This window comes from Paraburkholderia sp. MM6662-R1 (assembly GCF_050436245.1).
Taxonomy (GTDB): Bacteria; Pseudomonadota; Gammaproteobacteria; order Burkholderiales; family Burkholderiaceae; genus Paraburkholderia; species Paraburkholderia tuberum.
The window spans coordinates 397,560-409,755 of the sequence record NZ_JBNDLV010000001.1; the positions used below are offsets into that span (position 1 = coordinate 397,560).

A 12,196-nucleotide genomic window follows, 5' to 3' on the forward strand; every position below is an offset into this window, starting at 1 on the left:
GGCCGGCGCGCATTTGCGTGCGCCCGCGTCACTTCATCTGGGTGAAACATCAGGAGCGACTCATGACGCTTTCCGGAAAAGTTGGCGACGGCCATTGGTCGGTATCGGTCGTGACGCATCCGACGACGGGCGGTTTCAACTGCTCGATACAGCTCAGTCACACGACACCGGAAGGCGTCTTCACCCACGAGTTCACGCACAGCAGCGTACTTCCGAGCGAACGCGAAGCCGTGCTCGCCGGGCTGCGCGAGGGGATGGTGTGGGTGCAACTGAAGATGTCAAAGACGTTGTCGCTTCAGGCGGCAGACCAAGCTCAACTCAAACCACACTCAACGCAATAGTCAGGAGACTTGCCATGCGTGCTTTCGACATAATGACCCGTAACGTGGTATCCGTCAGGCCCGACATGACGGTGCGCGAAGTCGCGAGGATGTTCGTGGAAAAGAGAATCAGTGGCGCGCCGGTAGTCGATGCGGCCGACGCTATCGTCGGCATGATCAGCGAAGGCGATCTGCTTCGACGCGTCGAGCTCGACACCGATAAACCCGTGCGTTCGTCATGGCTCGACCTGTTCTCCGCGAGCGACGACGCTCGCAACTATGTGAAGTCGCATGGACTGAAAGTCGAAGACGTGATGTCGCGCGAGGTCGTCTCCGTGGACGAAGACACGCCGATCAGCGACGTCGCCACACTTCTCGAAACGCAGCATATCAAACGCGTGCCCGTGACCAGGGCCGGCAAGATGAGCGGCATTATCAGCCGAGCCAATCTGATTCAGGCATTGGCCAGTCTCCCGGAGGAGCCTGCGCGCGACGCCGGCGCCGCCGTCACGGACCGGGAGATTCGTGCGATGTTGATGGGCGAGTTGGCCGGCCACAAGTGGGCATTCGCAGGACGCAACATCGTCGTGAGCGACGGCGTGATCCATCTCTGGGGCGTCTTCCACTCGGCGGAGTCCATCCAGGCGGTTCGCGTGGCAGCCGAGAGCATCCCCGGCGTGAAGGGCGTCGACGACCATACGGAGCCGTATCCGGTCATGCCGGGTATTTGAACGGCCGGCCGTCGGCGAGAGAGCTGCCGCGGCTCTGCTGGGCTGTCCGGATTGGTATAAAGTGAACCGGGCGCCGCCACTGGCGCGTTGGACCCATATTGCCGCCCCCGTTCCTCATCGGTCAGCCTCCAAAATGAAATACAGGGACTATTACGAGATCCTGGGTCTCGAACGCAGCGCTTCTCAGGAAGACGTCAAGCGTTCGTATCGTAAGCTCGCGCGCAAATATCATCCTGACGTCAGCAAGCATGACGATGCGGAAGACCGCTTCAAGGAGTTGGGCGAGGCCTACGAGGTGCTCAAGGACCCCGAGAAGCGCGCCGCCTACGATCGCATGGGCGACAAATGGCGCGACGGTCAGGATTTCCAGCCGCCGCCTAACTGGGACGAAGGGTTCGAATTCCGCGGCGCGGGCAGTCAGCCGGGTGCGCAGACCGACTTCCATGAATTTTTCGAGTCGATGTTCGGCGGCGCGCGCGGCGCGCATGCGCGTGCGGGGCCCAAGGCGTTCAACGTGCGAGGCGAAGATCATCACGCGAAAGTGCTGATCGATCTCGAAGACGCGTATCGCGGCGCGCAGCGTTCGATTTCGCTGCAAGTGCCGGTGATCGATGCGCAAGGCCATGTCGCACTGGAATCGCGCACGCTCGACATATCGATTCCGAAAGGGATACGCGCGGGCCAGCATCTTCGGCTAGGCGGTCAGGGCGGCGCGGGTGCCACGCCCGCGGACGCTGGCGACCTCTACCTGGAAATCGGGTTTCGCGAACATCCCCGCTTTCGCGTCGACGGCCGCGACGTATCGCTCGAATTGCCGGTCGCGCCGTGGGAAGCCGCGCTGGGCGCGAAGATCGCGGTGCCGACGCCGGATGGTATGGTCGAGATGACTATACCGCGGGGTTCCGCCGGCGGCCGACGCCTGAGACTCAGAGGCAAGGGGATCCCCGCCAATCCGCCTGGCGATCTCTACGTGATACTGAACATCGTTCTGCCGCCGGCGGACAGCGAAACGGCGAAGGCCGCTTACGAATCGATGCAACGGGCCTTCAACTTCGATCCGCGCGCGCACTTTTATGGAGGATCATCGTGAAAGAGACCAGGACGACGACCTGCCTGCAAGGACAGGTTGTCGACGAGAGTGTCGAGTTTACGCTCGTCGAATTAAGTCGGGCGAGCGGGGCATCGGAAGAGGAATTGAGGCTTTGGGTCTCCGAAGGCGTGTTCGAACCCAAGGGGGATCAACCGCAGGAATGGCGTTTCAGTGGTGCGGCGTTTCGGCGCGTACGGACCGCACAGCGGCTCGCACGCGATCTTCAAATCAACCCTCCTGGCATCGCGCTCGCCCTCGATCTGCTCGACGAAATCGATGCGCTGCGCGCGCGTGTCAATCGTCTTCGTGCTGGTTAGACGCTGGTGCGCGATGTGCGCTGCGGCGTCGCGTCAGGCTACGCGCAGTGCGTCGTCTTTCGCCGGCCGCGCTGACGCGTCGGTGGGAGATAGCACCGGCAAGGAGGCCTGTACTGCCTCGGCAATGGCAAGCGAGAGTCTGTAGCGACAGAGGTCGCTGGGTCGGCCGGTAGGGTCGTAGGTGCTGTAGGCCAAACTGGATGTGCCATCGTCCGAGTAGTCGCCGGTGTCCGCTACGAGCAGGCTGATCAGAACTTTACCCGGTTTCGTGCCGTCGCCTGGCAAGCACAGTTGAATCCTTGCAAAGAGATCGGGACTGTCGCCAGATCGGTCCAGCACGTGTTCATATACGGGCAGCAAGGTGACGCCGTGGAGGGCGACGGTAAAGCCGGGCTTGTTGCCTAACGCCTTGTACACGATACCTTTGAGTGTGAAGCGGGGCTCATGGCAGGGCGCCTGCAGCGCAACCGACAATGCCCGCGCGGCGGCGTCAAGCGAGGCCGCGCGGTCTAGCAGGTAGGCGACTTCGTCGGCATTGTGGGACATGGCGAACTCCATCTGAAATATGCGAACACCCTAACGAGCCGCCCGGACGATGTTGTCCAGGATCAGTATGGCCGCCAATCTGACGGGCATCACCACCAAGCTTAGTGACGTGTCCGCCGCCGCATTTGATGCAAATCAATCTGGCCGAAATGTTCGCTGCCCGTGTGCTGCGCTGGCTGGTCCATTACCGCTTCAGATTTATCGGCGCGGCTTGTAGACGAGCGACATGGCGGCAGAGCGTGCGATGTTGAATGCTCCCGTGGCTTCCCGATGTGAACCGCGTCGACGCTCTGTAGTGCGCGCTGGTCATCCGCGATGACACTCTCCGAGGATGCCAGCCGGATCGGGTCAGTCTGATCGGTGCGACGAAGGAAGTCAGTCGGAATTGAGACTATATTGAATGACAGATTTTCCTTGCACATCGCGCGGGTTGGGGTGGCGCACAGTCATGGGTGACCGGCCGGGGTTCCGGGTATTCCCTACAGGAGGCACGAGATGAGGCGCATCTATTTCCTGTTGCCCAACGTCGAGAGCGCAAAAGGGATCATCGACGAACTCCTTCTCAAGCGCGTCGAATGGCGGATATCCACGTGCTGGCCCGCCCCGATGTACCGCTCGAAGACTTGCCCGCAGCGACGCTTGCGCAGCGCAGCGGAGGTCGAGGGCACGGATCCGACCATACCTGCGTTTCCTTAATTTCCGCAGACCCGATAGGGACGTAAAGAAGCCGATAGGCGTGCACAGGAGACCACAATGAGAGACGAATACGGGACGAAACGCCGACAGTTCGTTCATGCCTTGGCGGCAGGCGGCCTGATAGGCATGGGTGGCGGTTGGGTACGCCGCTCGTGGGCTGCCAATGCAGTGACGCTGCCGTTCGCGAACGGTCTGCGAGAGTTGACGAGTGGGTTTCCGCATAAGGGTGAGATGCTCCTCTTGCGAAGCCGCCCGCCTTTGCTCGAAACACCGTTTTCCGTATTCGACGCAGGCGTGTTCACCCCAAATGACCGGTTTTTCGTGCGTTGGCATCTGGCCGGCATTCCGACCCGGGTCGACGGCGGCGCCTTCCGACTGGTGGTGCGGGGACTGGTCGGCCGCGAACTTAGCCTGAGCGTCAGCGAAATCATGAATGGCTTTCCTCACGTCGAAGTGGCTGCCGTGAATCAGTGCGCAGGCAACTCTCGCGGTTTCTTCAAACCGCGTGTCGCCGGCGGAGAGTGGGGCAACGGCGCGATGGGCAACGCCGTGTGGACCGGCGTGCGGCTCAAGGATATTCTCGATCGGGCAGGGGTTAAGGCGGGCGCCGTTCAGGTTCGTTTCAATGGGCTCGACACAGGGGTGATCGCGGCCACGCCCGACTTCATCAAGACGCTCACTGTCGACCATGCCCGCGACGGCGAAGTGATCGTGGCGTTCGGGATGAACGGCCAGGCGTTGCCGCTTCTGAACGGGTTCCCGTTGCGGCTCGTGGTGCCCGGTTGGTATTCGACATACTGGATGAAGATGCTGAACGACATCGAGGTCATCGACCGGCCGGACGAGAATTTCTGGATGGCCAAGGCGTACCAGATTCCTGACACACCTCACGCGAATGTCGAACCCGGACAGACTGGCGTCAAGACGGTGCCCATCAACCGGATGGTGCCAAGATCGTTCTTCACGAACCTCGGCGACGGTTCCGTGCTCCCGGTGATGCGGACGCAGACGGTCAGGGGAATCGCATTCGGTGGCGACGCGGGTGTGCAGCGGGTCATGTTTTCCTCCGACGGGGGCGGTTCATGGATGCCGGCGCGCCTTGAAAAAAGCTATGGAAAATACAGCTTCCGCCGCTGGGATGCGCAGTTCACACCCCATTACGCCGGCGAGTTTGTGTTGAAGGTGAAGGCGGTCAACGAGAACGGCGTTGAGCAGCCGGACACACCGAACTGGAACAGCGGCGGCTATATGCGCAATGTCGTCGAATCGGCAACTGTGGTCGTCGCGTGAGGAGGCGAACATGAAAGCGTCTGCTGCAGTGCTGCTGGTATGGGCGAGTTGTGTGAGCGCGTCTGCCATGGCCGGGCCGGACAAGCCTGGAGGCGCTGCCGTAATCCGGACCGTCGACGTCACGCTGCCCAATGGCAGCCTGACTTTCCCGCCGGGCGTTGGTTCGAACCTCGCGAACGCGCAATGCGTGATTTGCCATTCAGCCGGAATGGTCACCCGGCAACCGCCATTGTCGTTTCAGGAGTGGAAAGCGGAAGTGGCCAAGATGCGTGCGGTCTACGGTGCGCCGCTGGCTGCCGATGAGGTTGATCAGATCGCACGATATCTGACGGCGATCAACGGGAAGCCTTGAATCCTTGCGCGTCGGATACGCGGTAGTAAGAGTATTGATCACCACAACCCGCTGTCGGCATCGTGTCTCCCATCGCGGCCTTCCAAACTTTCCCCGGAGCAGCAAATGGCAAAGAAAGATCCATCAGGACAAACCAGCAGGTGAAGACCGGGTGGAAATACCAGTCCCACTGCCGAAGGTCCACGCGGTAGATGCTGAGACGTGCAACTGGAATATGGAATCGATAGGTCACGCTGGGTACGACGCCTACGTCCCGCGTGTTATCGAGAGGCGAGAAGAGAGTACTTTCTATCTGACGCCGCTGAGCACGACGAACAGTTAGGCGATTCGATCGCGCGCCGTTGAGTACCGAGCACATTTCTGACCGAGTACCAGACTGTGCTTGCCGACGAAACGCTGAGTCAGGGCAACCGATGCCAGTCCGCTGCCGATCAGAACTGCGCCACGCGCGCTCGTATCGAGATGAACGAGAATGCTTTTGTAGCTCGTCGCCGGTGCTCCGTGGCTGAACATGGAGAGACGGGCGGCAGCCCGTGCTGAGATCGAGTCCAGGGGCCGGGTAAGCGCGGCTGATGACGCAGATCAAGCGCGCTAAACCCGCAGCGAGCCGCGCAACGCGCCGAAGTCGGTGCGTGGTTGACGGTGGACAGGCGTTGGGTCCGGCACCGTGAAAGTCGGCTTGTCGCGCTGCGGATGCATGACATCCGCAAGGTGCAAAGGCAAGCCGTGACGCGCCGCGTCGTAGCGCCGTGCCGCTTCGTCGTAGCGCTCGCGCGCGAAGGCGATCTGGCCGGCCGACGAGGCGAGCCGCGACTGCAGCGCGTGAAACGGCGGGCTCGCGCTCAGACGGTGGACACCCTCGCAGGCGATCAGCAGTTGCGAAATCGCGTCGGTCAGATCGCGTTGCGCGACATCGAAGTGTTCAAAAGAAGCCGGCGAATCGAGCAGCGCGGGCGACGCCTGCAGATCCGCGACGGCCGCGCGTGACCTTGCCACTTTCGCGAGCACCGGCGCATCGGGCGGCAGATACCCGCGCGCGAGCGTGAGCGCCTGCGCTGTCAGGTCGAGGCGTGCGTCGTACAGGTCCAGCACGTCGGCGAACGCCGCGGCGAGTTCGTGATCGGCAGCCGGCGCCGGATCGGTCCCGCATCCGGACATGCAAAGCAGCGCAAACAGAATCGAAACGATCAGAGCCGCTCTCATGTCGTCCTCGCTGCGGGGTGATTACGTGGCCGTGGCCGTGTGCATCGCCAGCGTAAGCGCGTCGCGCAGGTTCGGCTTGATCGTCGTCAATAAAGCGCGGTTCGGCATCGCGACGCGGGTCTCGGCGCGTGTCCCCGGCCGGTGTCGCTTGCGAGGTTTGATCAGGATCAGATTTCATCCGCGGCGTACCGCTATCGTGGGGATTCCAGAACCGATCGTGGAGTGCGCGACGCGGGCGCCGTGGGCGGACGCGACGCAAGCAGATTGGAGCCGCGATGAGCAGCAAACTCAGTGAGATCGAGAGCCGCATTGCCTCGGCGAGACAGCTCGACACGGTGATCGGCGCGATGCGCGGCATCGCCGCCGCGCGCGTCGGGGCGATGCTGGCGGCGAGCCGTCATGTGAAGGACCGGCTGCAGGAACTCACGCGCGACTACCGGATCGTCCGGCAGGACGAGATCACCGCCGAAATCGCCGAACTGGCCGCGACGGGCGCCTGCGTGCCGCCGGCTACGTCGGCACGGGGGCAGTCGTGAAGCGCGCCGCGTGCTGGCTCTGTGTGTCGATGCTCGGTCCGGTGCTGATCGCCGGCTGCGCGAGCGCGGCGCGCGAAGCGGCCTTCCGTCGCGAGGAGGTCGCGCTGTTCGAGGCGCGCCAGCAGGCCGCCGTGCATTGCGAAGCCCAGGACGATTGCGAGGCGGCGTGGGCGCGCGCACGCGCGTTCGTCGCCACCCATTCGGCGAGCCGGATCGTTCGCGCTGACGACACACAGATCGAAACCGCGCGACCGCATTCGTTCGGCTTCGTGTATCTCGCGGCGCTGAAGGAGCACACCGACGAAGGTAACACGCAGATCCAGCTGAAAGCGATGTGCCGCGGTATGTACGACACCGACGGCAAAGCGAGCCTGCTGTATTCGACCTGCGCGGATGCGATCGTCGCGGTCGAAGGCGAGTTTCGCGCATGGATGCGCTCGGCGAGATGACGCAGGCCGCCGGTGCACGCGAGCATATCTGTCCGCGCCAAGGTGACGCTGTCGCCCGATCGTTCATCGAGGGTCAGCCGATTCCTACGATCGGTCTCGACGGACTACCCGCGTTTCCGCCGTCGCTGATTTAGATAACGCGGTCCGTTGCCAATAATAGATTCGAAGGCACGCCGCATTGCACGGCGTCAAGCTCGGCGAGACTGAGGAGTAGGCAATGAACGACACTGTCATTCCGTTGCGGGCACTGGTCGAGAAATGGCTTGCGCCAACCCGCGCGACACCCGCGCATGTCGTGCGCACCGGCCGCATGGCGATCACGCGGGCGCGTTATGTCCGGCTCGAAGGCGCGATTTCTTCAAGACCCCTGACGATCGTTTTTTTCCGGAACGGCACCGGTTCGTGGGATGTGTTCCGCGCCCGATGAACAGGTACCTGCGATGAGCGCGCGGTTTTAAGCGCCGATAGGTATTCGGTAACGCGCGCGGACCAATGACCGCTTGCACCGCTCTTCATCGTGCTTGACTCAGGTCAATGACCACGTTTTGCGTCGTAACACTATAAGCCAGTGGTATCTGGCGCTGACCGCGGACGGTTCGCAGTGCGTCCGGACCATATACGAGAGGGGAGCGGAGGATGGGCATCGGCATGCAGATTGTCTATCTTGGCTTCCCAGGCGCGGCGCAGCTTGAAGCGGAGGCAGGTGCGCAACTGGTGCGTCTCGCGCGGTTCGAAGCGCTCTTGTCGAACTGCCATCTGGCGATCGAGGCATTACGCCCGGACCGCAGCAGCCTGCTTTACGACGTGCGGCTCGATCTGATCACGCCCGCGCACGAATTCAAGCCGATCGCTCATTGCGCAGGCGACAACGCCGAGGCGGCGATTCGTGGCGCGTTCGATCTCGCGGAACAAGAACTCGAAACGATCGCAGCGCGAGCGCGCACGCACTGACCGACGGCGGCCCGACACACGCTGGCGCGCGTTAACCTGCGTTGCAGCATTGTGCGGCTTACCGTTCCATGCAAGCGCGAAATGCAGTTTCCCGCGCTCTGATCGATATTCGCTGCCGACCCGTCGATTGAATAATCCGGACGCCAATCCACAACACGACATTATAGTACTAATGTCGTGTTGTGGATTGAATTGTGTAGTATATGGTGCGTTTTACGTTGTATTATCAACACATCCATATTTCCCCAAAGCCGCTTCCACCATGACCCTCGAAGCCGACATCGAAGTCGCCCGTCAAAACGCGTCCGACACGCAGACGCTTTATCGCGAGGTCTGCGCGTTGCTGTTTTTCCGTTACGGCGAAACGCCGACCGCGAACCGCCTGTACCAGCTGGTGCGCAAAGGCAGCATGAGCGCGCCGGCCAAAGCGTTGCGCGATTTCTGGACCGACGTGCGCGACAAGACGCGTGTGGACGTCGGCCGTCCGGACTTGCCGCCCGAGGTCGCAGCGGCTGCCGGCGAATTGGCGGCCCAGCTGTGGCGTCTGTCGAGCGACGCCGCGAACGCCGCGCTCGACGTGTTCAGGCACGACGCGGACGCGCAAATCGCCGCCGCGCAAGAACAGGCCAAACAACAGGACAAGCAGCGTCAAGACGCCGTCGACAAAGCCGAACAGGCGGCCAACGATGTCGCGACCCTGCGCGCGCGGATTGCCGGACTCGACGCGCGCATCGTCGAGTTGCAGACGGCCAACGACATGCTGACGGCGCAACTGGCGACATCGAAGGAAGAAATCGCGGCAGGAGCCGCCGCGCTCGCCGATGCCCGCCGCGATTTCGCCGACGAACTCGCGAAGCTGCGCCGCTCGCACGAGCAGAACGAGCAGCGGCTCGCCGCGGCGGAAAAGCGCGCCTTGCTCGAAATCGACGGTGAACGAGCGGTGGCGCAACGTCTGCGCAAGGAGCTCCAGGCGAGTCACGAGCGGGCGGCGACGCTCGAAGCCGAATCGCGGGCCGAGCGCGACGCGATTCGGGACGAGTTGGCCGCATCAAAGGCAGAACTGGCTGCCTCCGCTGCGCGGCATGCCGCGACCCGCGGGCAGCTTGCGGAAAAGGATGCGTTGCTGGCTGAACGGGTGGCGGCGACCGACCTGTTGCGCGAGCGTATCGGCACGCTCTCGCGTCAGATCGAGACGGCGCGAACAGAAAAAACGTCCGCGCGCCCTGCCCGCCGCGCCCGCGAGACATCACCCGTGCAGGGCCGCGCGACGGTGGGCTTCTCGGGCGCACCGTTCGTCAAACGTTCGACCAACGCCAAACCACGCGAAGACTGAGGACTGCCGGCGCCCCGGCGGCATGTCACCACGCGAGTCGCGATAAGTGGTTACCTTGAATTCGACAAAACCGGTTATTCCACCAAGCCAGTCGACCCTCTAACCTGATCTCACGTCAAACCCACCGCAAGGATGGACCACATGAAGATCATGCACGTCGAGGCCAGCGCGAAACGCGAGCGATCCAATTCCCGCGCGCTCGCCCGCTATTTTCTCGAGCGTCTGCGCGAAGCACGCGTCGACTTCGACGTCGATTATCTGGACTTGACAGTCGACACGCCACCGCACGTCACCGAAGCGTTCGCGATCGCCACGTACACGCCCGCGCACGAGCGCACGGCGGCGATGCGGGCGACGCTGGCGTCATCGGATGCCCTGTGCGCGCGCCTTCTCGCCGCCGACGCGCTGGTGTTCGCCATGCCGATGTACAACTGGTCGATGCCGTCTGCGTTCAAGGCGTTCATCGATAGCATCACGCGGACCGGCGTGACCTATCTGTAGCGGCCCGATAACATCCGACGCAGGAACCGATTACATCGGGTTTGCGGGACCACATTCGCTGAGAATATCGGCACGCGTGGGACCACATTACATGGAGAATGGGCTTACTTTATGTGATAACAGCCCGATAACATCGGCCAGGAACCACATTAGGTGAGAATGCCCAAGCGGCTCAGCCAAGGTGGGTGTCAACGTCAGCTAACGTTAAGGGTTATTCGATGCCTGCCGTTGGCCACAGGAACGCGACGTTCCTCGGCGCGCGCCGGGGCCGGGCCACGCCCGCGCACACTGAAGCTCTGGGTTGATCGATATCAACATAGTCAGAACGCTTCGGACGATGCTAGAAGTTGCGCGTCACGCCACGTGCGGGATGCGTCGCCGTGCCGGCGTCCTTCGGCGCCGTCGACGATTGTGCAGGAGACCGGGATGAAGTCAGACCAAGCGCTAAAACAAGACGTCGAGCAGGAATTGCTCTGGGACCCGGCAATCGACGCCAGGCAGATCAGGGTAACGGTTCATGATCGCATCATCACACTCGTGGGGGCAGTGTCGAGTTACGCGCAGAAACTCGCGGCACAGAAGGCGGCGCAACGTGTGACCGGCTGCCGCGCGCTCGTGATGGAATTGAATGTCCCGGAATCGTCGCCTGCGTCGCACAGCGACGAGGATCTCGCCACCGCGATCTTATCGGCGCTCAAGTGGCAGGAGGACTTCCCCAAGGACGCCATTCAGGTCGAAGTCGAACGCGGTTGCGTGACCCTTGCCGGCGAAGTCGACTGGGGCTATCAGCGTCATGCCGCTGAAATGCTGGTGAGCCGCATGCGTGGAGTAATGGGTGTGTCGAACCAGATCACCGTCCGGGCCGATGAAGTCGCCGCCGACGTTGGTGCCCAGATTTCTGCAGCACTTGCGCGACGTGCAAAGCGAGAGTTCGCCGGCATCGCAATCGACGTGCACGACGGGGTCGTCACGCTGACCGGTACTGTCAGTTCGCTGGCAGAAAAGCGCGCTGCGTGCGGGGCTGCGTGGTCAGCGAAAGGAGTACAGCGCGTCGTGGATAAGTTGAGCGTGGTGTGAAGCGCGGACCTAGGGCGCAATCGTGCACCTCGCTTCGACTCAAGTGTTCGACAGGCACTTGACGTTCCAAGGACGGCCTCCTACGCTGCGGAAGGTCTTCACTTCGGTGCCACAGCAGCCATTCGACTTCCGCTGGAACTTGTCGACAGCGAACGGGGCTTTCGAGAAATTCGAATGCTCCTTGCCGACCCGTTGCTGACCGTCGGCCCCACCGAGACATATATGGCGGCTCTCAAGCGATACTGTTGAAAAAGTGGCTGACCGTCTCTCTCGGGAGGTTTTCATGGGTCTTCTTACCCTTGACCGACGCTCGCGAGCGGTTCGTGGGCCGATCTGAGAGGTCGATTTTTTAGCTTGCCAATTGCAAAAGCCATGTAGCGACTTTTTCAACAGTATCGAAGCAGAACTGCCGCCTGAATGTCATGGCGACGCAACGAACGGAGGTCGCCTTCTGACCGCCCGCTGCCTGTCGGCGATCCGCAGCACGCGACCCGCAACCGACGGTCGGGTCGGCGCGCCATCAACGGCCGCTTGCGGGGGCGGATTCAACCGGGGTCGCGCCGATGAGCGCCACCATCAGGACAGCAGGTGATGAGCCGCCGCCATGCCGATGGCGACCAGATGCATGAGCCGGAGGAGCGGCTCATGCACCCACTGCCAGCCCAGCGCCACGCGCACCCAGATCGCGACGAGCCCACCGACGATGAAGAGCGCAATCAGCGTGCGCAACACAAGCACTGCATCGGCCGGCCAGATCGTGGTGTCGTTCGCTCCGCGCTTGATACAGATCAACAGTAGTACCGC

At 62.4% G+C, this 12,196-nt stretch carries 16 protein-coding genes and 2 pseudogenes; 14 read left to right on the forward strand and 4 right to left on the reverse strand.

Going from position 1 to position 12,196, the window contains the following annotated elements; all coding sequences use genetic code 11:
- Positions 1-62 precede the first annotated feature (62 nt).
- The 4 genes from OKW39_RS01830 to OKW39_RS01845 all read left to right on the forward strand — a co-directional run bounded on the left by OKW39_RS01830 (position 63) and on the right by OKW39_RS01845 (position 2,458).
- The gene (locus OKW39_RS01830) at positions 63-341 is read left to right on the forward strand and encodes a UDP-glucose 4-epimerase (RefSeq protein WP_429361188.1); all 279 of its coding nucleotides are present in this window, start codon (positions 63-65) and stop codon (positions 339-341) included.
- A 14-nt stretch (positions 342-355) separates the two neighbouring features.
- Entirely contained in the window at positions 356-1,051 is a 696-nt protein-coding gene (locus OKW39_RS01835) for a CBS domain-containing protein (RefSeq protein WP_429561921.1), read from the forward strand.
- Positions 1,052-1,184: 133 nt separating this feature from the next.
- Positions 1,185-2,141 carry a DnaJ C-terminal domain-containing protein gene (locus OKW39_RS01840; protein WP_429561922.1) on the forward strand — a complete coding sequence of 319 codons (957 nt, stop codon included), beginning with the start codon at positions 1,185-1,187 and terminating at the stop codon, positions 2,139-2,141.
- A complete protein-coding gene (locus OKW39_RS01845; RefSeq protein WP_090804910.1) occupies positions 2,138-2,458 on the forward strand; it encodes a chaperone modulator CbpM in 321 nt (106 codons plus the stop codon). The genes OKW39_RS01840 and OKW39_RS01845 overlap by 4 nt, the downstream gene beginning before the upstream one ends.
- Positions 2,459-2,491: 33 nt before the next feature.
- Here OKW39_RS01845 and OKW39_RS01850 read toward each other — a convergent pair whose 3' ends face one another.
- Entirely contained in the window at positions 2,492-3,004 is a 513-nt protein-coding gene (locus tag OKW39_RS01850; protein WP_429561923.1) for a hypothetical protein, read from the reverse strand.
- 495 nt (positions 3,005-3,499) lie between these two features.
- Between OKW39_RS01850 and OKW39_RS01855 the strand changes: the two are divergent.
- From OKW39_RS01855 to OKW39_RS01865, 3 genes and pseudogenes are all read left to right on the forward strand, one after another.
- Positions 3,500-3,657: pseudogene (locus OKW39_RS01855) on the forward strand (DUF1269 domain-containing protein); the annotation flags it as partial.
- Between the two features lie 100 nt (positions 3,658-3,757).
- Positions 3,758-4,990 (forward strand): molybdopterin-dependent oxidoreductase, encoded by a 1,233-nt coding sequence (locus OKW39_RS01860; RefSeq protein WP_429361194.1) that lies wholly within the window; start codon positions 3,758-3,760, stop codon positions 4,988-4,990.
- A 10-nt stretch (positions 4,991-5,000) separates the two neighbouring features.
- A complete protein-coding gene (locus OKW39_RS01865) occupies positions 5,001-5,342 on the forward strand; it encodes a c-type cytochrome (RefSeq protein WP_429336489.1) in 342 nt (113 codons plus the stop codon).
- Here OKW39_RS01865 and OKW39_RS01870 read toward each other — a convergent pair.
- Together OKW39_RS01870 and OKW39_RS01875 are read right to left on the reverse strand one after the other, a co-directional pair.
- Positions 5,326-5,574 (reverse strand): hypothetical protein, encoded by a 249-nt coding sequence (locus tag OKW39_RS01870; protein WP_429561924.1) that lies wholly within the window; start codon positions 5,572-5,574, stop codon positions 5,326-5,328. The genes OKW39_RS01865 and OKW39_RS01870 overlap by 17 nt on opposite strands.
- Positions 5,575-5,933: 359 nt before the next feature.
- Positions 5,934-6,545 carry a LemA family protein gene (locus OKW39_RS01875; RefSeq protein ID WP_429561925.1) on the reverse strand — a complete coding sequence of 204 codons (612 nt, stop codon included), beginning with the start codon at positions 6,543-6,545 and terminating at the stop codon, positions 5,934-5,936.
- 275 nt (positions 6,546-6,820) lie between these two features.
- Here OKW39_RS01875 and OKW39_RS01880 point away from each other — a divergent pair, with 275 nt between their 5' ends.
- From OKW39_RS01880 to OKW39_RS01910, 7 genes and pseudogenes are all read left to right on the forward strand, one after another.
- Entirely contained in the window at positions 6,821-7,081 is a 261-nt protein-coding gene (locus tag OKW39_RS01880) for a hypothetical protein (protein WP_429336653.1), read from the forward strand.
- Complete coding sequence (locus OKW39_RS01885) at positions 7,078-7,530, forward strand: hypothetical protein (protein WP_090804898.1); 453 nt, start codon at positions 7,078-7,080, stop codon at positions 7,528-7,530. The genes OKW39_RS01880 and OKW39_RS01885 overlap by 4 nt, the downstream gene beginning before the upstream one ends.
- A 217-nt stretch (positions 7,531-7,747) precedes the next feature.
- On the forward strand, positions 7,748-7,957 hold the full coding sequence (locus tag OKW39_RS01890) for a hypothetical protein (RefSeq protein WP_429561926.1): 210 nt from the start codon (positions 7,748-7,750) through the stop codon (positions 7,955-7,957).
- 209 nt (positions 7,958-8,166) lie between these two features.
- A complete protein-coding gene (locus OKW39_RS01895; RefSeq protein ID WP_090804894.1) occupies positions 8,167-8,481 on the forward strand; it encodes a hypothetical protein in 315 nt (104 codons plus the stop codon).
- A 262-nt stretch (positions 8,482-8,743) separates the two neighbouring features.
- The gene (locus tag OKW39_RS01900) at positions 8,744-9,814 is read left to right on the forward strand and encodes a DNA-binding protein (RefSeq protein WP_429336484.1); all 1,071 of its coding nucleotides are present in this window, start codon (positions 8,744-8,746) and stop codon (positions 9,812-9,814) included.
- Between the two features lie 141 nt (positions 9,815-9,955).
- Positions 9,956-10,309, forward strand: a pseudogene (locus OKW39_RS01905) (FMN-dependent NADH-azoreductase); the annotation flags it as partial.
- Between the two features lie 432 nt (positions 10,310-10,741).
- The gene (locus tag OKW39_RS01910; protein WP_429563440.1) at positions 10,742-11,392 is read left to right on the forward strand and encodes a BON domain-containing protein; all 651 of its coding nucleotides are present in this window, start codon (positions 10,742-10,744) and stop codon (positions 11,390-11,392) included.
- Positions 11,393-11,968: 576 nt separating this feature from the next.
- Here OKW39_RS01910 and OKW39_RS01915 read toward each other — a convergent pair.
- Positions 11,969-12,184, reverse strand: coding sequence for a hypothetical protein (locus OKW39_RS01915; protein ID WP_429561927.1), 216 nt, complete (start codon positions 12,182-12,184; stop codon positions 11,969-11,971).
- Positions 12,185-12,196: the final 12 nt, after the last annotated feature.

Bases quoted from the DNA above. Each gene is read 5' to 3' on its own strand.
- OKW39_RS01830 (WP_429361188.1), top strand. From the start codon at position 63: ATGACGCTTTCCGGAAAAGTTGGCGACGGCCATTGGTCGGTATCGGTC.
- OKW39_RS01835 (WP_429561921.1), top strand. From the start codon at position 356: ATGCGTGCTTTCGACATAATGACCCGTAACGTGGTATCCGTCAGGCCC.
- OKW39_RS01840 (WP_429561922.1), top strand. From the start codon at position 1,185: ATGAAATACAGGGACTATTACGAGATCCTGGGTCTCGAACGCAGCGCT.
- OKW39_RS01850 (WP_429561923.1), bottom strand. From the start codon at position 3,004: ATGTCCCACAATGCCGACGAAGTCGCCTACCTGCTAGACCGCGCGGCC.
- OKW39_RS01860 (WP_429361194.1), top strand. From the start codon at position 3,758: ATGAGAGACGAATACGGGACGAAACGCCGACAGTTCGTTCATGCCTTG.
- OKW39_RS01865 (WP_429336489.1), top strand. From the start codon at position 5,001: ATGAAAGCGTCTGCTGCAGTGCTGCTGGTATGGGCGAGTTGTGTGAGC.
- OKW39_RS01875 (WP_429561925.1), bottom strand. From the start codon at position 6,545: ATGAGAGCGGCTCTGATCGTTTCGATTCTGTTTGCGCTGCTTTGCATG.
- OKW39_RS01880 (WP_429336653.1), top strand. From the start codon at position 6,821: ATGAGCAGCAAACTCAGTGAGATCGAGAGCCGCATTGCCTCGGCGAGA.
- OKW39_RS01890 (WP_429561926.1), top strand. From the start codon at position 7,748: ATGAACGACACTGTCATTCCGTTGCGGGCACTGGTCGAGAAATGGCTT.
- OKW39_RS01895 (WP_090804894.1), top strand. From the start codon at position 8,167: ATGGGCATCGGCATGCAGATTGTCTATCTTGGCTTCCCAGGCGCGGCG.
- OKW39_RS01900 (WP_429336484.1), top strand. From the start codon at position 8,744: ATGACCCTCGAAGCCGACATCGAAGTCGCCCGTCAAAACGCGTCCGAC.
- OKW39_RS01910 (WP_429563440.1), top strand. From the start codon at position 10,742: ATGAAGTCAGACCAAGCGCTAAAACAAGACGTCGAGCAGGAATTGCTC.